The organism is Gilliamella sp. B3892, assembly GCF_026536305.1.
Lineage (GTDB): Bacteria > Pseudomonadota > Gammaproteobacteria > Enterobacterales > Orbaceae > Gilliamella.
In genome coordinates, this window is the sequence record NZ_JAFNOK010000003.1 from 24,290 (window position 1) to 47,188 (window position 22,899).

Here is a 22,899-nt window from a genome sequence, read left to right on the forward strand (position 1 = left end):
ATTTGCACCCAACCTATCAATTAAATTTAAAGGAGTGAAATATGTTTGTTTATGAAGAAGCAGAAATTTGGTTTGTCGCTGGAAGTCAACATTTATATGGCCCGGAATCACTTGAGCAAATCAAAAAAAATATCCAATTAGTCTCAGAGTATTTCAATAAAGAAGCCAATCTACCAGTAAGAATAGTTCTTAAACCGCTAGCCACTAAACCGGATGAAATATATCGCTTATGCCAAGAAGTTAATTATTCGCAAAATTGTGTCGGTTTAATCACATGGTTACACACCTTCTCTCCAGCAAAAATGTGGATTAATGGATTAACCCAGTTACAAAAACCATTGCTACAACTTCATACGCAGTTTAATGAACTAGTACCATGGGATTCAATGGATATGGATTTTATGAATCTTAATCAAACTGCACATGGTGGGCGTGAATTTGGTTTTATTGGGTCTCGTATGCGTTTAGCTCATTCCATTGTCACAGGTTATTGGAAGGACAAGGAGGTACATGAAAAAATTGCAAAATGGATGAGAGTTTGTGTAGCCATACATGAAGAAAAAACAATGAAAGTAGTGCGATTTGGCGACAATATGCGAGAAGTTGCAGTAACCGAAGGCAATAAAGTATCGGCACAAATAAAATTTGGCTACTCAGTCAATACACATGCAGTGGGCGATCTGGTTTCGGTAATTAATTCAATCAATAATAGTGATATTGCCCAATTAATTGAGGAATATGAAACACTTTACCAAATTAGCCCTGTTGCTCAAGTTAATGGTCCAAAAAGACAAAATTTAATTGAAGCAGCAAAAATTGAATTAGGTATCAAAACGTTTCTTAAACAAGGCAATTATTCAGCATTTACCACTACATTTGAAGATTTATATGGTTTAGCACAATTGCCCGGTCTTGCCGTCCAACGGTTAATGGAAAAAGGTTATGGATTTGCCGCAGAAGGTGACTGGAAAACAGCCGCATTACTTCGAACAATGAAAGTAATGGCAAAAGACCTGTCTGGTGGAACGGCTTTCATGGAAGATTATACTTATGATTTCACCAAAGGCAATGAACTGGTTATCGGTTCACACATGTTGGAAGTTTGCCCGTCTATCACTGATGATGAAGTTAAACCATTATTGGATATTCAACCGTTAGGGATTGGTAATAAAGCCGATCCAGCACGCCTTATTTTTGCATCCAAACCTGGCTACGCTATCAATGCAAGTTTGATCGATATTGGTAATCGTTTCAGACTGATAACTAATGCATTACAAACCATTAAACAACCGTACCCATTACCTAACTTGCCTGTAGCTTGTACAGTATGGAAACCACTACCTTCATTAGATATTTCAGCCGAAGCGTGGATTCTTGCCGGCGGAGCTCACCACTCAGTTTATACCCAAGCATTATCAATGGATTATTTTAGACTCTATGCGCAACTGCACAATATTGAATTACTTGTGATTGATGAAAACACAGAAATGTGTAATTTCAGAAATGAATTGCGCTGGAATGAAATCGCCTATGGTAACACTTATGCATAACATTCTGATTTGGTACATAAAATTAAAGAAGTTATAACCGATAATTTTTAAAATAGATATAAATAAGGGGTAAATAGATGGATATCAATACACCTATACCAATGGATAAAAAGGCAAACAGTTCAGCAAAAAGAATGACATTTTTAATCGGTTTTTCAGCTGCCATGGCTGGATTATTATTCGGTTTAGATATTGGCGTAATTGCCGGTGCTTTACCGTTTATCACCATCCAATTCCAACTTACCACACAACTTCAGGAATGGGTAGTTAGTTCCATGATGTTAGGCGCAGCCTTAGGTGCCATATCAAATGGTTGGTTATCTTTTTATCTAGGAAGAAAATATAGTTTGCTAGCGGGCGCTTTATTTTTTATTGTCAGCTGTTTTGGCTCGGCTTTAGCGCCGAATGTCGAAGTCCTGCTCGTTTGGCGGGTGATCTTAGGGTTTGCTGTTGGAATAGCTTCTTATACGGCACCATTATATCTTTCTGAAATGGCACCAGAAACAATCAGGGGAAAAATGATAGCTGCATATCAATTATTAGTAACAATTGGTATTTTATTAGCTTTCTTATCTGATACCTATTTCAGTTTCACCGGAAACTGGCGAATGATGCTTGGTATTATCGCTATACCAGCAATTATTTTATTTTTGGTAGTCATTTTCCTTCCTAATAGCCCTCGTTGGCTAGCTTCCAAAGGTCGATTAAAGGAAACCCAACAAGTTCTTCGATTAATTCGAAACGATCCAAACAAAATTCAACAAGAATTTGATGATATTACCGACAGTTTAAAAGAGAAACAAGAAGGATGGACTCTTTTCAAAGCAAATAAAAATGTCCGCCGCACGGTTTACCTTGGTATGGCACTGCAAGCAATGCAACAATTTACCGGCATGAACATTATTATGTATTATGCACCGAAAATTTTTAGTCTTGCTGGCTTTCAAACAACTGAGCAACAAATGGTTGCAACCATAATTGTTGGACTCACTTTTGTATTAGCCACCTTTATTGCAATTTTTACCGTCGATAAATTAGGACGAAAACCTATTTTAAAAGTTGGATTTGGTATTATTGCAATAGGAACACTAATACTTGGTATTTGCCTGCAATTAATTGAAAACGGAAACACATCCTCAATCACATCTTATGCTGCTGTCGGTATGGCTATTATGTGTATAGGAGGATATGCCATGAGTGCTGCACCTGTGGTATGGATCCTTTGTTCAGAAATCCAGCCATTAAAAAGCCGTGATTTTGGTGTAACTTGTTCCACCACAACCAACTGGATATCCAATATGATTATTGGCGCAACTTTCCTCACTTTATTAAATCACATTGGTGTAGCACAAACATTTTGGCTGTACACCGCCATGAATATCTTATTCATTTTTGTTGTTATCTTGTTTGTGCCTGAAACTAAAAATATTTCGTTAGAACATATCGAAAAAAACCTAATGTCAGGAAAAAAACTACGCCATATTGGTGTTGATAAATAAACAAATAAAGGCTCATTGAAGGACAATTTAAATTAAATTGTCCTTACTTAATATTCAATGACTTCTTTATTAATAGGATTTTATATGTTTACGTCATTAAAACAACGGGTACTAGCTGCCAACTTATTACTGCCGCATTATCAACTTGTCACCTTTACATGGGGCAATGTATCAGAAATTGACAGGCAAAAAGGCGTGATTGCCATTAAACCTTCAGGCGTTGCTTATGAACAACTGAACGAAGATGATATTGTTATCGTCGATTTGAACGGAAACAAAATAGAAGGCCGGCTAAATCCTTCAAGTGATACCAACACACATTTAGCACTTTATAGAGCTTTTGAGCAGATAGGCGGAGTCATTCACACGCATTCACGTTACGCAACTATCTGGTCGCAAGCTGGTTTAGATATTCCAGCATTAGGAACAACACATGCTGACTATTTTTATGGTGATATTCCTTGTACAAGAGCGTTAAGCCCAACCGAAATCGCAACAGATTATGAACTCAATACGGGCAAAGTAATTATTGAAGAATTTGCCAAACGTTCATTAGAGCCAATGGCAATTCCAGGTGTGCTAGTTATGGGTCACGGCCCTTTTGCTTGGGGCATTACTGCACATGACGCAGTACAAAACGCCGTAGTACTTGAGGAAGTCGCAACAATGGCATTAGCTACCCGAAATCTCAATATCGGTATTAAAATACAAACAGAATTATTAAATAAACACTATTACCGCAAGCATGGAAAAAATGCCTATTATGGTCAAGGATAAACAATGTCATTTCCATTGATTTGATACTGAAAATTAATGCAGTTTAAATAACCTTAAATTAAAACGTTTACCACTATTTTCAATTTTTAAAGCAAAATATTTAATAATTAAAAAATATAAAAAAGCCCTGCACTAATCAGGGCTTTTTATTTGTATTAATTAAAGATAATTATGCTGTTATTTTTTCTTACCTTTATACTCATTATAATACTCTTGAGCAAGTTTACGCATTGATAAGCCAATTGCAGCATATTGATACTCATTTAAATTTGCTAAAGAAGCACGTGCTGAAGGGTGTTGAACAGCAAAACCTTTACCAGGTAACAGAACCACACCTGCTTCATCAGCAATTCTAAACAACATCTCTGAAGGATTTTTATTTTTCAAAATCCACTTAGCAAATTTATCATCGTAAAGTTCACGACAAATATGCTCTAAATCAATCAATGTATAATAATCAACGCTATTTTCATCTGTATTATGTTTAAGACCTAAATGCTGATAGAGCGATGCTGCACGTCGACGTATAAGCGATTTTAATGCCGCTTTATAACTTTGATCATTATCCATCATTTCACATAAAGCAAACAGAACCATTTGTACTTGTTGTGGTGTTGATAGCCCGGCGGTATGATTCAAGGCAACAGCACGACTATCGGCAACTAAGCGATCAATAAATTTAAGATTTTGCGGATCAGTGACAATAGAGCTATAACGTTTATTTAAAACCTGTTTAGCTTTACTAGGTAAAGCTTTAATGGTTTTATCAATGACATTGTCACGAGTGGTAGCAATTACCCCTAAACGCCAGCCGGTTGCACCAAAGTATTTTGAAAATGAATACACCAAAATAGTATTTTTAGGGCAAATTGCGAATAAAGATTGAAAATCATCAGCAAAAGTACCATAAACATCATCGGTTAAGATGATTAAATCAGGGCGTTTTTTCACTATATCAGCAATGATTTTTAAACTTTTATCATCGATTTTAACTGACGGTGGATTCGATGGATTGACTAAATAGAAAGCTTTTATTGACGGGTCTTCAAGTTTACGCAATTCAGACTCTGGATATTGCCAATTTGCATCCGGATCGGCATTAATCAATACTTCAACTAATTGATAATCATTAAGAGCTGGGATTTCCAAATAAGGGGTAAAAATTGGTGCACCTATTGCAATTTTATCCCCTTTTTGAATCAAACCATTCTCTTTCATTGAATTAAATATATAAGCCATTGCGGCGGTACCACCTTCAACGGCAAACAAATCAAGATCATCACGATCAAGATACTGCGCTCCCATTTGTTGCAAAACATAGGATTTCACTATTTCTTCACTAAAACGCAACATTCTGTCGGGTACAGGATAGTTACATCCCAAAATACCTTCAACCATTTCTTGTAAAAAAGCGTTTTCATCAAGTCCTAGTTGATCACGAATATAGGAAAATGCTTTACCTAAAAAAGCGACACCAGGCGTTTCATAATTTTGGCGAACAAAATGCTCAAAGCGCCCTGTTAATCCAGCTTTTATTGGAAATCCACCTACACCTTCATTCAAATAAGAATAAGACATTTCTGATTCTTGAATTGCAAAAACACCCAGTTGGAAGAAAGCTTGACGCGGCCAAGTAGCAAGAAAGTTAGGATTACCACGACCAGCATTTAACATAGTTCGGTCGGCGTGGCTTTGAGCTAGTTTAATTAAGTTATCTTTCAATTCAAAAGGGCTTAAATTAGCGTACTTTGCATACTCTGTTTTAATTTTTTTCATAATTTGTACCTTTAATCTGATATTACAATTAAACAAAAGCCACAACTAATGGTCCTAGTAATGTTAGGAAAACATTAGCTAAAGCATAAGTAATAGCAAAAGAGTTAGTCGGGGTAGAGTTACCTGCTTTGTTTAGCACTTCCCCAAAAGCTGGGTTGGCACTACGAGAACCTGCTAACGCACCGGCAAATACCGCTGAGTTTTTATAACCCAATACATATTTACCAAAATAGATAGCAAGCAACATAGGTAAAATAGTTACCACCACGCCAATTAAAAATAGAGACAGACCTTGTTCTCGAATGGTATCAATGGCTTGAAGACCAGAACTTAATCCAACAACCGCAACAAAACCAGCCAGACCAAAATCTTTTAATAGTTGTAATGCCCCTGTTGGAATATTACCAACAGTTTGATGAAGCGAGCGATACCAACCAAACAATAGACCGGATAACAATGCACCACCACCAGCACCTAAAGTAATAGGAATATCACTAACACGGATAACGATTAATCCAATAATTAACCCCACAACCAAGCCCAAACCATGGAATATCCAGTCTGTCTTTTCGCTTTTAGTGATTGGCGCCCCAATTTTATCCACAACACGACGTAAATCGCTATCAGCACCATAAATTGTAATCACATCACCTAATTTTAAATTGATGTCATTATTGAGTGGTAGTTGCTGTCCGTCTCGATGAATAGCCGTTAAATAGATGCCATGTTTTAACTTCATCACTTCTTCAGACGATAAAACTTGCGTTAAATTTTGACCAACATAACGTGTATTACGCATTTCAACATCTTGTGTATTCATCACCACATCCATGCCAGAAGCGGAATTGACTTCAGTACCAAGCAAATCACTCGCTTTAATCATCGAATCACGATGACCAACAACCAATATAATATCCCTTGCTTTCAATAAAGTATCAGGACTAGCTTCGAGGATATTATTACCCCGTTTGATACGTTCGATACTGATACCATCGACAAGCTTTTCAACACTCTCAACAGTTTGATTAATTTTATTGGTAATGCGATATAAACGACCTGTGACATCTGATAGCGCTAAATTTTGGTTGCTACCTAAAAGAAGTGAACCATGAAGTTGCTCAGCTTGTGCCTTCATCGCATCATCGTTAATTTCACTGCCCATAATTTTAGGAAGGATATTGACACAAACAATAATGGCACCAAGCGAACCAAAAATATAAGTCACAGCATAGCCTATTGTGACATTACCTTGCATTTTACTGAGTTCTTCAGCACTCAGACCTAATTGACTTAAAGCATCAGAAGCGGTACCCATAATTGCAGATTGGGTTAATCCACCAGCCGCTAAACCAGCTGCAAGGCCTTTATCTAAATGGAATAATTTTGCCAATATAACCACCGTTGCAAAGCCAGCAACAGCAATAAACAATGCTAAAAATATTTCACGTAAAGTTTTTACACCCAGTGAACGGAAAAACTGCGGACCACTTTCAAAGCCAACAGCATAAATAAATAGCGCAAATAGCACAGCTTTAACGCCAGCGTCAACTGTGACGCCAAAAACACTTAGTGCTACTGCCACGAGTAATGAACCTGCAACGCCACCCAATTGAAATTTACCAATGCGAATAGCACCGATTAAATACCCTAAACTCAGAGAGAGAAATAATAGAATTTCCGGTGAGTGTCTAAGTCCATCTAAAATCCAGTCAGAAAGCCATTGAAACATAATAATTGTCCTCAAGTGCTAAGATTTATGATTTAAGAATATGAAAAGATATTTGTCAGATTGGAGCAATATTCACAAAAGAATATGAATACAATTACATATTAAACTGCAATGAAAAGAATAGATATTCAATTTTAACGATTAATATTATTGTTAGAATATGGTAGTTGAAGAAATTAACATTATCAATAAGATTTTAAAGTATGCACACAGTTAAACTAAATGTGGAACTTAATTTATAAGCTCAGTAAAAAACTGAGCTTATAAACAGCTTGATTTTTAATATTCAGCACTGACAAAGAAGCTGAATAATTTAACTTTCGTAAAATTATTTTGTTTTAAAAATATTTTCTCTAATTCTCGCATCTAAATTGTTGATCCAACGATTATAGTTACGATGAACATTGCCACGTTTATCTTTTAAATTATCACTAGCTGAAACATATTCGATAGAATATCCATTAGCTGAATAAGGAATATTTACAACAACCTCAAATTTACGGTTGAACAAACTACCTCGAATATTGTTATTATCTACTGATTGAAATTTCCAAGTACCAAAAGCTGAACGGCCATTAGTTGAAGTATTCAAAATCGCTTGTTTAACTTGCTCTTTTGTGACTCCTTGTACAGGCGTAGTGACATTTTTGGGTGCTTGAAATTTACTAGCACAACCGAGTAATGTGGTAATAAATAGCGTGGTTATAATTAACTTAATAATTTTCATTGTTAACTCCTTTAATCTAAATTATATTATTTAACGTTTTTTACATATCAACAAAGTATGACCGTATCCTAAGCCATCAATATCCTTTTCAACGTGAAAACCGGCGCTATTTAAACACTGATAAAAAACCTTCGAATGATAAAAACGGCTATTACCATTTGCTAAACACGTAAAGTATAAAGATGAAGCATTTAAACTTAATGCCCCTGCTTCAAAAGCTTGCCTGTCCCAAAAAAGATCCATAATACATAAAACTGCATCCTCTCTCATGCTACCATGAATCAACGACAAAATATGGGTAATTTGTTCTACACTAAAACAATCTAAAAACTGGCTCATCCACCAAACATCAGCTTCATTCGGCAGTTGTTTGGCTAATAATAAGTCAACGGCAAAACCATGAATTCGATCATCAAAACCGGCTGCTTTAATATTATTTTGGGCAACGGCTATTTGTTGAGGTAAATCTAAGAGTGTTATCTTAAGATCTGCACATTGCTGGGCACAAAAAATAGCCCATTTACCGGTATTTCCGCCAACATCATAAATATGCTTAGGATTGAGATCTTTAATATGAGAATAAGCAACTGGAAATGAATGATCAGAATAGAAGTGGTCAAAGGCGAACCAGCTTTTTTTTGCTTGTTCAGGTAATTCTTGTAATGCGGGGTAAATAGTATTCCAATCACCAAATACTTTTAATCCTTCAGGTTTACCATTTGCTAATGAGTCTTGAAGATAAAACATACTTTGATAACACACGTCTTTCACAAAATCGAAGTTTACCTTCGTCATCGTGTCATGTAGCAAATAATGACCAACCTTACCTAAAATAAAATGATCATTATCTTGATAAACAATATGCATACTCAATCCAATATCTAATAAAAGCTGAAGAGAATAAGATGACAACGAAACTTTATCCATTAAATCATCTAAACTCATACCAGTTTTACCGGCATTATCGAGTTGAGCTAATATGCCTTCATTTTTCATACACGCAACAGCTTGAAACATTAATGGTGCAAATGCTATTTTTTGTGCTTCAGTTATTGCTTCTAAGGCAGTATAAATATCCTTATCATAATTAAATTTTTTTGTGTTGAGTCCTTTCAATCTATTGCCTTTTTGAAGTTTTACTGTATTTTATAAACAGCCCCATATTAGGGATTGGTAAAAATAAATAATATTACAATTTATTATTAAGTAAAGAGTTAATTGAAACATTATCAAGATGAATTTTTCTTTTTCCATAAAAAACTGGTTTGCTCTCTCTTCTGGTCTATCTAATCAATCGGATTGGGAAAATTGGTCTAAAAATTCCAACCATGATTGGAATTTGCCTTTGCCAAAGCTAGTCAATTTACCCATGATGCAAGCTCGCAGGATGAGTGTTCAATCACGTCTAGCGGTAGAAGTTGGAATGGAATTAATTAAACAATCTCAAGTTCCCGATCTCGCGGTATTTACCAGTCAACATGGAGAGATAGATAAAACATATAAAATTTTATCAATGCTCAATCAAAATAGTGATATTTCGCCCACTGATTTTGCTTTATCAGTTCATAATACCGCATCAGGTTTGTTAACTATTATTGCCAAAAAACCAATCCCAATCACTTCTATTTCTGCTCATTATGACAGTTTTCAACAAGGATTAATTGAAGCAATATCTGTATTAACGCAAGAAGATAAAACAGTATTACTAATAGACTTCGACGGAACCATTCCCGATACATATCACAGTTATATAAAGTCATCGGTTCCAACTTACGCTGTTGGCTATATAATAACAAGAGGTAATGAGATCAGTTGCCAGAATATAACGCAAACAACAACTGTTCCTGCTGAAAAATACCCACAATCGCTTGCTTTTTTACGTGCTTATTTAAATAAGCAACAGCGCTTCATAGTAAAAGGAAATACTCAAGATTGGTTATGGACGATGAACGAGAAGTAATTAAACAACGCCGTCAAATCAATATATTTTGGCGTCTTATTGCTACCACATTTGGATTTATATTATTTGGATCTTATGGATTATTCATACTATCGCTATTGTGGTTTACTTTATTAAGATTATTTGTTTGGAACGAAGCTAAAAGAATCGCTATTGCGCAAAAAAGTATTAGTTTCAGCTTTAAGATTTTTTTATGGATTGTCAAATCGCTAGGTATTATCGATTATCAGTTTTACGGTCTTGAAAAACTTAAACAAGATAAAAATTGTTTAATCGTTGCAAATCATCCCTCCTTACTTGATGTCGTACTGTTAGCGTCAGTTATGCCTCGCTGTGATTGTTTAGTAAAAGGTGCATTGTTACAAAATATTTTTATCAGTGGAATTATCAAAACGGCAGGTTACATTTTAAATCAGGAGTCTGAAAAAATATTGCCTCAATGTCAGCAAATTCTGGCAAATGGCGGACGAATTTTAATATTTCCTGAAGGAACAAGAAGTGTACCGAATGAACCGATCAAATTACAAAGAGGGGCGGCTAATATCGCATTAAGGTGTCATGCAGATTTGAGAGTCATCCACATCCAATGTAACCCTCCTTTACTGTTCAAAAAACAAAAATGGTACCGAATACCATATAAAAAACCCTGTTTCACTATTACAATTGGCGAAAAAATAGCGATTAACGAATTTTCTGAATTTAGTACTACGATAGCCGCACGGAAATTAACCCAGCGCTTAACATCAATTTTTAACAAAAAAAGTGAGATAATTTAAAAAGGAAACTTATGGAAAAGCTACAAAATGAAATTAAGCAGATAATTATAGATGTACTTAATTTGGAGGATATCACACCGGCTGACATAGATACAAAAGCCCCGCTGTTTGGTGATGGATTAGGTCTGGATTCTATTGATGCTTTAGAGCTAGGACTTGCGATAAAAAGCAATTATGGTATTGTTTTATCTTCTGAAAGTGAAGAGACCAAAAAAGCGTTTTATTCCGTTCAAACATTAGCAGATTTTATTTCAGCACAACAATAAAAAGGAGCTTAATAACATGGATAAACAACAAATCTTTGAGCAAGTTAAATCTGCACTTGTCCAACTTTTTGAACTTTCATCTGAAGATATTACACCCGAATCAAAACTTTTTGAAGAGCTAGATTTAGATAGTATAGATGCGGTTGATTTAGTCGTTCATCTACAAAAGAAGATCGGTAAAAAAGTTGATCCTGAAACGTTCAAATCAGTCAGAACTGTTCAAGACGTTGTTGATGCGGTTGATAACTTAATTAATAGTAAATAATTAATTATGAGTAAAGTTAAGTTAATTATTAAATGTTTAACAAATCTCTCTTTTGTTTGTTACCCATTTATCATTTACTTATCTTTACGCTATCAGGAAATTAAACTAGCCATTTTCTATTTAGCTGCGTTATTTATTCTACGGTTATTAACTCTTCCCAATATCTTAGTAAGTATGCGTTGGCTTGCCAAAATTACTGCGTTTATTGGATTATCATTATTATTAAGTAGCTGGTTGTTTTCTCAACATCAAATACTTTTTTACTACCCCGTTATGGTCAATGTGGTATTTTTGATTACCTTCGGTTATTCCTTATCACAACCGCAAACAATTGTTGAAAAATTTGCCAGAATTAAAGATGCTAACTTACCCCCTAAAGCAATAAAATATACCCGTAAAGTCACGATTTGTTGGTGCCTTTTTTTTATGCTTAATGGAAGCATTGCATTAATTACCTGTTTAATAAACAATCTTTACTGGTGGACAATGTACAATGGCTTAATTAGTTACATTTTAATTGGCACACTTATGGTGGGAGAATGGCTGATACGTCAACAAATCAAACAATAGTCTCGCTATCTAAACAGTTATTACGGCCTGATCATGAAATTATCGCTTTTAGAAAAAAGCAACCACTGTCTGTACTTGATTTAAAAAAACAAGTTTTACTGTTGAGTCAGCAGCTTTCTAAAAGTCCTGAAAAATATTGGGCTTTAACCATGCAAGATAGTTTTAATTTTGTTGTGGGTTTATTTGCTCTTTTCTATTCAGGTAAACATCCCAAATTAATTAGCGCTTATCATCAAGAAATTAAAGATGATTATGATGCATTATTAACTGATAATCAGGCTATTCATCAGTATGATACTCATAAACGTCTAATAAATATCAATCAACTGGTTAACGCAAATTCCGTTGAAATTGCTGATTTTATAAATAAAGATTTTAGCTATAGCACATTAACAATATTCACATCAGGTTCAACCGGTTTACCAAAACCAATTGAAAAAACAGTCAATCAGTTCGAAATAGAGATCCAACAGCTTGAATCTAACTGGGGAAAATTATCCGCTGATCTTATTGTCGCATCAGTTTCTCATCAACATATGTATGGCTTAACTTTCAAAATCATGTTATCGCTAATGATGAAAATTCCCTTTGTTTGTGAGCCGATAATTTATCAAGAACAACTGTATCAATATAATGATAAAAAATTTTTATATATAACAAGCCCTGCTATTATCAAAACGTTAGATGTCAAATTACCGACAATCAATTGTGATAAAGTAATTTCTGCGGGTGGAAGTCTGAAATATGAGGAAGCTTTATCTTGTAAACAAAATTTTAATGTCTTGCCCGATGAGATATATGGATCGACTGAAACAGGTATCATTGCGACTCGTAAACAACTTCACCCCAATATGCCTTGGCAGTTATTTTCTGAAATGCAACTTCAACAAAATGGCGATCAAAAGACATGCCTTATTTCTCCGCTGTTAACACAACCAGAGCTGTTGAATGATAAAATAACGATAGTTGATGCACAGCATTTTCACTTAAATGGTCGATTTGATAAGATTATTAAAATCTCAGAAAACCGTGTATCACTGACATATATTGAGAATAAAATTAATCAATTACCTGAAGTAGAAGAAGCAATTGTCATTCCTTTAATTCAAAATAACAGAACTATTTTGGGTGCTATAGTTAAACTATCTACATCACATAGCGATCTATCTAAAGAACGCAATTCTTACAATTTAACACAATATTTTCGACTTTTTTTGAAAGATGAATTATCATTGATTGAATTACCTAAGAAATGGCGATTTGTGGAAAACCTGCCAAAAAATATGCAAGGTAAAACCACTTACATGGAATTGAAATCATTATTTGAAACTAATGAGAAAGTAATGAATAAAGTGTTTGCAAATGAATTAAGCGTCGATAAAGATACTCATCATGTTAATATTGAGTTAGTCATACCTACTGATCTATTTTGGTTTAAAGGACATTTCCCTTCCCAACCATTATTGCCAGGGGTCGTACAACTTAATTGGGTAATTTACTATACCCAAAAATACTTTAATGCAAATTTATCATTATCATCGATAGATGTGATCAAATTCCAATGCCCGATACTTCCTCAAGACCGACTTAAATTAAATTTGAAGTGGAATGAAAAAGAGCAAAGAATAGATTTCTCCTATTCTTTTATCAAGCCAGATAACACGCTAAAAATAGCTAGCTCCGGAAAACTTACATTATGTCAATAAACACGATTAATCTATCGGCAAATTATTGTTTTGTAATTCCATGTTATAACCACAGCCATGCATTACCAAAAGTCCTCAAAAGTATTGAACAATACCAACTCAAGTGCATCGTCATTGATGACGGTAGTTCGATTGAACAAGCTCAAAAGATAAAACTCATTACCGACCAATATACTTGGGTGATCTTAATTCGTCTCGCAACCAATCAAGGTAAAGGTGCAGCTGTAATCAATGGGCTTAAATATGCCTATAATCAAGGCTATAATTATGCCATTCAAATCGATGCTGACGGACAGCACGACAGCAATAGCATCACACAGTTAATCGAACAATCACAATTAAACCCATATTCCTTAATTTCAGGCTGTCCGATATATGATAGTTCCGTACCCAAACATCGGCTTATCGCAAGATACATTACCCATTTCTGGGTATGGATTGAAACGCTATCATTGAGTATAAAAGATAGCATGTGTGGCTTTCGTATCTACCCACTACAAGCTACCAATAAATTATTAAGGCGTTGCAAAATCGGGAAACGCATGGATTTTGATACAGACATTATGGTGAACTTATACTGGCAAGGTACCAATAGCGTTTTTGTACCAACAAAAGTCACTTACCCCAAAGATGGTGTCTCGCATTTTAAAGCGGTGAAAGATAATTTACTAATATCATGGATGCACACTAAACTATTTTTCGGCATGTTTCCACGAATGGTTTCGCTAATAAAAAGAAATTTCAAAAAAAAGAAAGATCAACAACACTGGTCACAAATTCAAGAACGAAAAGGACTTTGGGGTCTTAGGTTTATTTTAAAGTTTTACCGTTTGTTAGGTAGAAGAGCAGCCAAGGCTATCATGTTTCCGGTTATTTGTTATTTTTGGCTGACCGGTAAAAAACAACGTCAGGCATCACAACAATATTTGCAAAGAATAAAAAATCATTATGACAAAATACCTTTTGTTGAAAAGAAAAGACTAACCTCTTTTAATCACTTTTTAAGATTTGGAGAGGCATTACTAGATAAACTTGCGTGCTGGCAAGGCGATATAAAAATTAACGATATATACATTCCCAATAACCAAGAGTTCTTAAACCTCATCGATGAAAAAAAAGGAATAGTATTAATAGGTTCACATTTAGGTGATATTGAAATGTGTCGAGCGCTTGCGCAGCTTTCTCATGATGTAAAAATTAATGCATTAGTCTTTAATAAAAATTCAAGCCGTTTCAAGCAAGTATTAAGTGAAGCCAATAATGCTTCAACGGTTAATCTTATTCAAGTCGATACCTTAGGCGCCGACACTGCAATTATGCTTAAACAAAAACTAGATGCAGGTGAATGGATTGCCATTGTTGGTGATAGAACCTCGACCAATCCGCATCAAAGGATGCAAGAAAACGCGGTCAGTTGGGCGAATTTTTTAGGATCGCCAGCACCTTTTCCTAAAGGCCCTTTCATCCTCTCATCTGCATTAAGTGCGCCGGTTTATCTTTTTTGGGGATTAAAACCAAATGGGCGTTTTCAAATACACTTTGAACTTTTTTCAGATAATCTCAAATTCTCTCGAAAAAATCGTCAAGCTGAAATCGACTTAATCATCCAAAAATATGCAAAAAGGTTGGAACACTATTGTTTAGTGTCACCACTAGACTGGTTTAACTTTTATGATTTTTGGGATTTTAATAAGCCTGAATTAAACGAAGCAACAACAAAAGTAGATAAAAATGAATAACAACGCTAGCCATAATGCAATCATCGAATATACCACTTCATTTCACGATACAGATGCCATGGGCGTTGTATGGCATGGAAACTATCTAAAATTTTTTGAAAAAGCACGTGAAGCCTTGTTTCAGAAATTCAACTATGGTTATAAAGATATGATTGACTCCGGTTACCTATGGCCGATAGTCGATACACGAGTCAAGTACATTGCACCGATAATTGCAGAGCAAAAAATCCAAATTATGGCTAAGTTAGAAGAGTATGAACATCGAATAAAAATTAGTTATCTCATAACCGACAGTCAAGGAAGAAAAACGACTTGCGGTTATACAATTCAAGTTGCGGTATTAGCAACAACCCAAGAAATGAGTTTTGTTACCCCTCATATTTTTTTAGAACGATTTGGATTATTAAAATGAAAAAATATTTTGTCATTGTCATCACCCTATTTTTGATATTTTCAAGTGGCATAACTCAGGCAATAACACTCGAAAACTTGCAGCAACAATTTAGTCAAAATAAAGTTGTTCGAGCAGATTTCAAACAAGATCGTTTTATCAATGGATTAAGTCATCCTCTACATTCGACAGGTAAAATGATTATATCTCAACAAGATGGATTATGGTGGCAACAACTCAGTCCTTTTAAAATGACCTTAAAAATGAATCAAGTTAGAATGGAACAGAATATTGACGGAGGAACACCACAAATAATAACAGCTGAAAATCAACCTCAACTGTTTCAATTCAATCATTTACTATCTGCGATTTTTACTGCTGACGCACAAATGCTAAAAAATAACTTTAAATTAACACTCACAGAACATGATAAGCAGTGGAATTTAACATTGATCCCAATATCAGCCCCACTAAATAAAATTTTCAAGCAGATACAGCTAAGCGGAAATGTATATCTTGAAAAGATCGCGCTTGATGATATGCAAAATGATAAAACGGAAATTACATTTTTCAACCACAAGACAACTAAATTAACACAACATGAACAGTCGTTATTCAAATAACAAAAAGTTACTTAAAATAAGAGCCATTTTATGGCTTTTTGTTGTGATAAGCATACTCTTAACTGCTGGTTATCTGATACAACATAGCAAACTCAACACAAGCGTACTATCACTACTGCCTAACGAACAAACTAACGATGTTCCAGTAGAAATTATTGATGGCTTTCAAGATAGATTGGATAAACAGCTGGTTTGGTTAATCAAACCTCATCAAGCAACCAATTTAGAGCCAGTAAATTGGTGGTATGAACATTTACAAAAGCAGCCTTTTATTCATAGTGTTAATGGGTATTTTGATGAACAATTTCAGCAAAATTGGGGCAAATTTGCCTATCAATACCGATATCAATTGTTAGACGAAACTACCGCCAATCGAATTGAAATGCACAATCAATTTGCATGGATTGAGAGCCAAATTTATTCACCATTTAGCGGGGTTAGTGCCACAGAATTAAATAATGACCCACTCTTACTGACGCGATCTTCACAGCTTAATCAGCTCAATAGTGCCGGAAAACTGGCAATTAAAAACAAATGGCTATCAGTTCAAGATAGTTTGGGTAATGACTGGTACATGATTTATGCTGATCTTAAAGATTCCTCATTTAACATTAGCCAATCACATCAAATTGTCGAACAGTTAGATGCGCTTATTGAACAACTACAAATTAACTGGCCTGAAACTAACATTTTAAAACGAGGCGTTCTTTTTTACAGCGATTATGCTAGTGAACAAGCCCAAAATGATATATCGACTATTGGAAGCATTTCAGTTATCGGCATTATTTTATTAATTATGTCTATATTTCGTTCCGTCATACCCATTTTTCTTTCATTACTTTCAATTTTTATTGGTATTGTTTGCGGTTTAGTTGCGGTATTGGCTTCATTTGGTCAAATCCACATTATGACTTTAGTCATGAGTACAAGTATTATCGGAATAGCGATAGATTATTCATTACACTATTTAACTGAACGACTTTTGCATGGTGATCAAGAATCACCTTATGCAAGCTTAAAAAAATTAATATCAACATTATTCATTGCATTATGCACAAGTTTTATTGCCTATTTGGTACTGTTAATTGCACCTTTCCCGGGGTTAAAACAGTTATCCATGTTTGCTATTTTTGGTTTAATTGGCGCATTTATGACAGTTATTTGCTGGTACCCTATTTTGGTCAATAAATTACCTGTACGCCAACATGTTGGCCAACGTATATTGACTCGCTGGCTTGATATATGGCAAAACAAAAAAACACAGTGGCTATTAGTATCATCAGCACTGATATTTATCGGTATCGGGTTATCCAATTTAAAAATTGATGACGATATTGGCAAATTGCAAGCATTACCTGCAGAACTACAACAACAAGAACAGCAGATAATCGATATTACAGGGCAAACAAGCGACCAAAAATGGTTTATTGTCTTTGGTGATAGTGCAGAGCAGACATTACAACGGCTTGAAAATTTTATACCTAAATTAGAACAGGCAAAATCAAATGGCTGGTTTACGCAATATCAAAGTATCAATTTACCTTCTATTGGCAAACAGAAGCGAAACATTGCATTAATAGACCAATATACCCCCGAAATTATCGCAAAACTCAACCAAATTGGTTTTGCAATTAAAACACCAAGTCTTCAAGAAACAAACACATTTATTACACCTAATTTATGGGAACAAAGTGAAATCAGCCATGGGAAAAAACTACTTTGGCTATCATTAAAAACCGGTGAAAGTGCAACTTTAATTCCAATAAGTGGTATAAATAATTTAACCGAAATTTCTCAAATGTCTCAAATTGACGAGGGTATTTATTGGTTAGATCGACGTTCAGAATTTACAACCATGTTTACACATTATCGAGTTTATCTGACAAAGCTCATTATCGGATCAGTTATTGCGATTTGTATATGTTTTATGGTTTATAATCGTAAGCATGGGATAAAAACCGGTTTGAAAAGCACACTTCCAACACTTTTATCCATTGGCATTGCGCTATCAGTACATGGCATGATTGATCAAACGTTGAATCTTTTTTCAATGTTGGCACTTATCCTTGTGATTGGTATTGGTATCGATTATAGTCTGTTTTTAAGTAATCACAAAAGCCAAACCCAAAGTGCCCTATTAGCCGTAACAATGGCAGCAATAACGACACTTTTATCATTCGGGTTACTGATAATTAGTCACACAACTGCTATTATGGGATTTGGTTTAGTACTAACTAGTGGCATTTTTGGCGCATTTGTATTTGCCCCGTTAGCAATCAATAATCGCCTTGTATTAAAAAAGGATTAGGTAATTAAGGATGAAAAAATATATTGTTTTAATTATGGTTATCGTTGGTTTCTTAGCAACCGGATGCGCTAGCAAAACCAAATCCGAAGCTTGGTTTACTAAAGATACAAAAGTGAGTATTCCCAAACCTAATTTTGAAAATAACTATCATGATCAACAGCTATTAAAATTTAAATATAATGACCAAGAGCACTCTTTAATTATCCTTTTAGACGCTAAAGATGATCAACTCAAGGTTATAGGGCTTTCGGCACTTGGAATACGCTTATTTGAATTGAGCTATACAGGCAAAAGTATTAAAACCAAACAAAATATTTTTATCAAGCAACTCCCTCCGCCCGAACAAGTGCTATCTGATATCTTATTAAGCATTCTGCCTCTTAAGCAATGGCAAGCGGTTTTACCACAAGGGTGGAAACTTATTGATAATAACTATCACAGACAATTAATCGATGATCAACAAAACATCATTATTGATATTAGTTATAATCAAACAACATCGAATCAGATTAGAAAACCTACACAGATAAAACATAATATATTTGGTTATCAAATTTCAATACAGAGCATGGAAGCAAAATAGATGGTTTATGTAGCAGCATTTGGTGCAATTAATAGTTTAGGTAGTTCTCAAGACGAAATTAAACATAATTTAAGTCAAAATTATTGTGCTAAGCATTGTTTAATTCAACAAGAAGGATGGTTATTAAACGGCAAAAAAACTTGGTTAGGAAAAGTTAATAATCAGACACTTCCTGCTATTCCTAAACATTTATCGCCATATTCAACCCGAAATAATCAACTACTTTATGCTGCCTATTTACAGATTCAGACAGAAATAAACAAAGCGATAAAAAAATATAACGCTGATCGCATTGCCATTGTGATAGGAACAAGCACATCAGGTATTGATGAAGGCGATAAGTATATAAAACAACTGACGCAAACAGGCAACCATAATCAAGATTTCACTTATGCTCAACAAGAGTTAGGCAACCCTTCTTGTTTTTTAACCATGTTACTAGGCTTAACCGGGCCAAGTTACACAATATCAACAGCTTGTACTTCAAGTGCGAAAGCAATAATAAGTGGCAAAAGATTAATTGAGCTTGGTATTGTTGATGCCGCAATTGTGGGCGGTGCCGACAGCTTAAGCAGAATGCCAATCAACGGATTCAACGCCCTTGAAGCACTTTCAGAAAAACCCTGTACCCCATTTGCTGAAAAACGAGATGGCATCAATATTGGTGAAGCCGGTGCTCTATTTTTATTAACTAAAGAACCGACCAGTGATATTAGGCTATTAGGCGCAGGTGAATCATCAGATGCTTACCATATCTCTTCACCGCATCCCGAAGGGATAGGTGCTCAACAGGCCATGCAAATGGCGTTAGATACGGCTAAATTGACGATCAATGATATTGGTTATATCAATTTACATGGCACCGCAACCAAATTAAATGATTTAGCTGAAAGCAAAGCTGTCTATCGATTATTTAAACAAAACTTACCGCCTTGCAGTTCAACTAAACATCTTACCGGACACACATTAGGCAGTGCGGCTATAACTGAACTGGCGCTTAGTTGCCTGTTACTCGATCAGAATATCTATCTACCTCAACAAGACTTTTCCCAATCACCTTATGATGAAAGTCTGGATAAAATTAATATAATTACTAAAAAAATGATGTTAGAAAAACGGATTATAATGTCGAATTCGTTCGCATTTGGCGGTAATAATGCATCACTAATTATCGGAAAAATATGATGAACTATCACCCAGCAAGCTATTATTTACCTCATCAAACGCCAATGGTAATGGTGGAAAACATTCATTTAATCAATGAAGAAAAGTGTATTTGTAGTGTTCGAACTCATGAAACAGGTATTTTAGCGCCTTTTTTGAATGAAAATAAATTACTACCCAATTTTTATGCGATTGAAATAATGGCGCAAACCATTGGCGTTTGGAATGGCTATCACAGTCTGTTAAACAACAAAATACCCTCTTTAGGTATGTTAATCGGTGGACGAGCGATAAAAACAACTTTACCTGCATTTCCTTATGATAGTCACTTAATGATCCACGCCAATTTAGTTCTGAATGATTCAAAATTGGCTAACTTTGATTGTCAAATTTTTATTGACCAACAATGTGTTGTCAAAGGAAAACTTAATGTATATGAGCCAGATGAGTCCGAATTAGAAGACTTATTTGGTGACAATCGATTAGGAGAAAAATAATGGACAAAACAGTACTTGTTACTGGCGCAAGTAAAGGAATTGGTAAAGCGATTGCTTGTCAGTTAGCGCAAGATGGATTTAACCTCGTGATTCATTACCATAGCGATAAACAAGGTGCGCTTGATACTAAGGCAATAATCGAAAATTTAGGTGGTCAGGCTCGTTTGATTCAGTTTGATGTAAGCAATCAAATGCAATGTAAACAAAGAATAGAAGAAGATATCGAATTATATGGCGGTTATTATGGCGTCGTGAATAATGCCGGGATAATACGCGACGGTGCTTTTCCTGCATTAACGCAAGATGATTGGCAAAGTGTCATTCATACCGATCTCGATAGTTTTTACAATGTACTTCATCCTTGTATTATGCCAATGATTGGACTGCGCCGTGGTGGGCGTATTATTGTTATCTCATCTGTATCGGGAATTGCAGGCAACCGAGGACAAGTAAATTATAGTGCCGCAAAAGCAGGCGTCATTGGCGCAAGTAAAGCGCTGGCACTTGAGCTAGCTAAACGAAAAATTACCGTTAATTGCATTGCACCGGGATTAATTGATACCGGCATATTAGATATGGAGCCGATTGCGCTACAAGAAGCTATGAAAATGATTCCATTAAAACGAATGGGACAAGTTGAAGAAGTTGCCGGACTGGCGAGCTATTTAATGTCAGATATTGCGGGTTACATCACTCGCCAAGTCATTTCAATCAATGGAGGGATGATATGACAAAAAGAGTTGTCATAACAGGTATGGGCGGCGTTACTGCATTTGGTAATGACTGGTTAAATGTACAAAACAGCCTAAAACAGTTACAAAATGCGGTTAGATATATGCCCGAATGGGAAATCTATGATGGCTTACACACAAAATTGGGTGCGCCTATCGACAATTTCATAATACCGGAACACTATACGCGTAAAAAAATTCGCTCTATGGGTAGAGTATCATTGCTGTCGACTAAAGCGACAGAAATAGCATTAGAAAAGGCAGGCTTATTAGATGATCCTATTCTTACCGATGGTGAAACAGGGATTGCTTTTGGTTCATCAACCGGCAGTACTCAACCGGTTGCCGAATTCGCCACAATGTTAAACGAAAAGCATACAAATAACATAACAGCGACCACCTATATACAAATGATGCCTCACACCACAGCGGTTAACACAGGCTTATTTTTTGGATTAAAAGGAAGATTAATCACCACTTCCAGTGCTTGTACCTCCGGCAGTCAAGCGATTGGCTATGCTTATGAAGCCATTAAATACGGCATGCAAACCATTATGGTAGCAGGCGGTGCTGAAGAGTTATGCCCTTCTGAGGCCGCAGTATTTGATACCCTATTTGCCACCAGTCAATTAAACGACACACCTAAGCTATCACCTCGTCCTTATGATCGAGATAGAGACGGGCTTGTTATTGGTGAAGGTGCGGGGGCATTAATACTTGAAGAGTACGAACATGCCAAAGCCCGAGGCGCTAAAATATATGGCGAAATTATCAGTTTTAAAACCAATTGTGATGCTAGTCATATTACCCAACCACGCCAAGAAACTATCCAAATTTGTATGGAAGAAGCGTTAAAACAAGCCAAATTAGATGCTAAACAAATTGGTTACATTAGTGCGCACGGAACAGCAACAGCCCGAGGCGATATAGCTGAAAGCAATGCAGTAGCAAACATCTATGGTAACCAAACGCCAATATCATCATTAAAAAGCTATTTTGGTCATACCCTAGGGGCTTGTGGAGCAATAGAAGCCTGGTTATCTGTCGAAATGATGCACAGTGGTTGGTTCAACCCTACCATTAATCTTGAAAATGTCGATCCAGCCTGTGGAGACTTAGATTATATTGTCGGTTCAGGTCGAAATTTGGATATTGAATATATGCAAACCAATAATTTTGCTTTTGGTGGCATCAACACTTCAATTATTATTAAACGTCTTTAATTTTTCTAGAAATAACAACTGTATAACTTAATTACAGTT

General features: G+C 35.4%; 22 protein-coding genes. 18 read left to right on the forward strand and 4 right to left on the reverse strand.

Going from position 1 to position 22,899, the window contains the following annotated elements; all coding sequences use genetic code 11:
• Positions 1-41: 41 nt before the first annotated feature.
• From araA to J3U74_RS04360, 3 genes are all read left to right on the forward strand, one after another.
• Positions 42-1,550 (forward strand): L-arabinose isomerase, encoded by a 1,509-nt coding sequence (gene araA, locus J3U74_RS04350; protein WP_267328562.1) that lies wholly within the window; start codon positions 42-44, stop codon positions 1,548-1,550.
• A gap of 101 nt (positions 1,551-1,651) precedes the next feature.
• Positions 1,652-3,049 carry a sugar porter family MFS transporter gene (locus J3U74_RS04355; RefSeq protein WP_267328685.1) on the forward strand — a complete coding sequence of 466 codons (1,398 nt, stop codon included), beginning with the start codon at positions 1,652-1,654 and terminating at the stop codon, positions 3,047-3,049.
• 84 nt (positions 3,050-3,133) lie between these two features.
• Entirely contained in the window at positions 3,134-3,826 is a 693-nt protein-coding gene (locus J3U74_RS04360) for an L-ribulose-5-phosphate 4-epimerase (protein WP_267328563.1), read from the forward strand.
• A 177-nt stretch (positions 3,827-4,003) separates the two neighbouring features.
• On the opposite strand, the gene J3U74_RS04365 is transcribed toward J3U74_RS04360, so the two are convergent.
• The 4 genes from J3U74_RS04365 to J3U74_RS04380 all read right to left on the reverse strand — a co-directional run bounded on the left by J3U74_RS04365 (position 4,004) and on the right by J3U74_RS04380 (position 9,174).
• On the reverse strand, positions 4,004-5,602 hold the full coding sequence (locus J3U74_RS04365; RefSeq protein ID WP_220219087.1) for a bifunctional aspartate transaminase/aspartate 4-decarboxylase: 1,599 nt from the start codon (positions 5,600-5,602) through the stop codon (positions 4,004-4,006).
• Positions 5,603-5,630: 28 nt separating this feature from the next.
• On the reverse strand, positions 5,631-7,331 hold the full coding sequence (gene aspT, locus J3U74_RS04370; RefSeq protein ID WP_267328564.1) for an aspartate-alanine antiporter: 1,701 nt from the start codon (positions 7,329-7,331) through the stop codon (positions 5,631-5,633).
• A 328-nt stretch (positions 7,332-7,659) separates the two neighbouring features.
• Entirely contained in the window at positions 7,660-8,058 is a 399-nt protein-coding gene (locus J3U74_RS04375) for a hypothetical protein (RefSeq protein WP_220219085.1), read from the reverse strand.
• A gap of 30 nt (positions 8,059-8,088) precedes the next feature.
• Positions 8,089-9,174: a methyltransferase gene (locus J3U74_RS04380; protein ID WP_267328565.1), complete on the reverse strand. Its 1,086-nt coding sequence runs from the start codon at positions 9,172-9,174 to the stop codon at positions 8,089-8,091.
• Positions 9,175-9,403: 229 nt separating this feature from the next.
• Between J3U74_RS04380 and J3U74_RS04385 the strand changes: the two genes are divergently transcribed.
• The 15 genes from J3U74_RS04385 to J3U74_RS04455 are packed head-to-tail and all read left to right on the forward strand — an operon-like array spanning position 9,404 to position 22,860.
• The gene (locus tag J3U74_RS04385) at positions 9,404-10,018 is read left to right on the forward strand and encodes a beta-ketoacyl synthase chain length factor (RefSeq protein WP_267328566.1); all 615 of its coding nucleotides are present in this window, start codon (positions 9,404-9,406) and stop codon (positions 10,016-10,018) included.
• The gene (locus J3U74_RS04390; RefSeq protein WP_267328567.1) at positions 9,997-10,794 is read left to right on the forward strand and encodes a lysophospholipid acyltransferase family protein; all 798 of its coding nucleotides are present in this window, start codon (positions 9,997-9,999) and stop codon (positions 10,792-10,794) included. The genes J3U74_RS04385 and J3U74_RS04390 overlap by 22 nt, the downstream gene beginning before the upstream one ends.
• An 11-nt stretch (positions 10,795-10,805) precedes the next feature.
• On the forward strand, positions 10,806-11,060 hold the full coding sequence (locus tag J3U74_RS04395) for a phosphopantetheine-binding protein (RefSeq protein WP_220219082.1): 255 nt from the start codon (positions 10,806-10,808) through the stop codon (positions 11,058-11,060).
• A gap of 16 nt (positions 11,061-11,076) precedes the next feature.
• Entirely contained in the window at positions 11,077-11,325 is a 249-nt protein-coding gene (locus J3U74_RS04400) for an acyl carrier protein (protein WP_220219081.1), read from the forward strand.
• 6 nt (positions 11,326-11,331) lie between these two features.
• Positions 11,332-11,895 carry a hypothetical protein gene (locus J3U74_RS04405; RefSeq protein WP_267328568.1) on the forward strand — a complete coding sequence of 188 codons (564 nt, stop codon included), beginning with the start codon at positions 11,332-11,334 and terminating at the stop codon, positions 11,893-11,895.
• Positions 11,865-13,601 carry a hypothetical protein gene (locus J3U74_RS04410; RefSeq protein ID WP_267328569.1) on the forward strand — a complete coding sequence of 579 codons (1,737 nt, stop codon included), beginning with the start codon at positions 11,865-11,867 and terminating at the stop codon, positions 13,599-13,601. The genes J3U74_RS04405 and J3U74_RS04410 overlap by 31 nt, the downstream gene beginning before the upstream one ends.
• On the forward strand, positions 13,592-15,340 hold the full coding sequence (locus J3U74_RS04415) for a glycosyltransferase family 2 protein (RefSeq protein ID WP_267328570.1): 1,749 nt from the start codon (positions 13,592-13,594) through the stop codon (positions 15,338-15,340). The genes J3U74_RS04410 and J3U74_RS04415 overlap by 10 nt, the downstream gene beginning before the upstream one ends.
• Positions 15,333-15,752 (forward strand): acyl-CoA thioesterase, encoded by a 420-nt coding sequence (locus J3U74_RS04420; RefSeq protein ID WP_220219077.1) that lies wholly within the window; start codon positions 15,333-15,335, stop codon positions 15,750-15,752. Before J3U74_RS04415 ends, J3U74_RS04420 begins: the two co-directional genes overlap by 8 nt.
• Positions 15,749-16,354, forward strand: coding sequence for a LolA family protein (locus tag J3U74_RS04425; protein ID WP_267328571.1), 606 nt, complete (start codon positions 15,749-15,751; stop codon positions 16,352-16,354). The genes J3U74_RS04420 and J3U74_RS04425 overlap by 4 nt, the downstream gene beginning before the upstream one ends.
• A gap of 43 nt (positions 16,355-16,397) precedes the next feature.
• Positions 16,398-18,662, forward strand: coding sequence for an MMPL family transporter (locus J3U74_RS04430; protein ID WP_267328572.1), 2,265 nt, complete (start codon positions 16,398-16,400; stop codon positions 18,660-18,662).
• Positions 18,663-18,672: 10 nt separating this feature from the next.
• Positions 18,673-19,245: a DUF3261 domain-containing protein gene (locus tag J3U74_RS04435; protein ID WP_267328573.1), complete on the forward strand. Its 573-nt coding sequence runs from the start codon at positions 18,673-18,675 to the stop codon at positions 19,243-19,245.
• Entirely contained in the window at positions 19,246-20,430 is a 1,185-nt protein-coding gene (locus tag J3U74_RS04440) for a beta-ketoacyl-[acyl-carrier-protein] synthase family protein (RefSeq protein ID WP_267328574.1), read from the forward strand.
• A complete protein-coding gene (locus J3U74_RS04445) occupies positions 20,430-20,906 on the forward strand; it encodes a 3-hydroxy-fatty acyl-ACP dehydratase (protein ID WP_267328575.1) in 477 nt (158 codons plus the stop codon). The genes J3U74_RS04440 and J3U74_RS04445 overlap by 1 nt, the downstream gene beginning before the upstream one ends.
• Positions 20,906-21,637, forward strand: a complete 732-nt coding sequence (locus tag J3U74_RS04450; protein ID WP_267328576.1) for a 3-ketoacyl-ACP reductase FabG2 — start codon at positions 20,906-20,908, stop codon at positions 21,635-21,637. The genes J3U74_RS04445 and J3U74_RS04450 overlap by 1 nt, the downstream gene beginning before the upstream one ends.
• Entirely contained in the window at positions 21,634-22,860 is a 1,227-nt protein-coding gene (locus tag J3U74_RS04455; RefSeq protein ID WP_267328577.1) for a beta-ketoacyl-ACP synthase, read from the forward strand. Before J3U74_RS04450 ends, J3U74_RS04455 begins: the two co-directional genes overlap by 4 nt.
• Positions 22,861-22,899 lie beyond the last annotated feature (39 nt).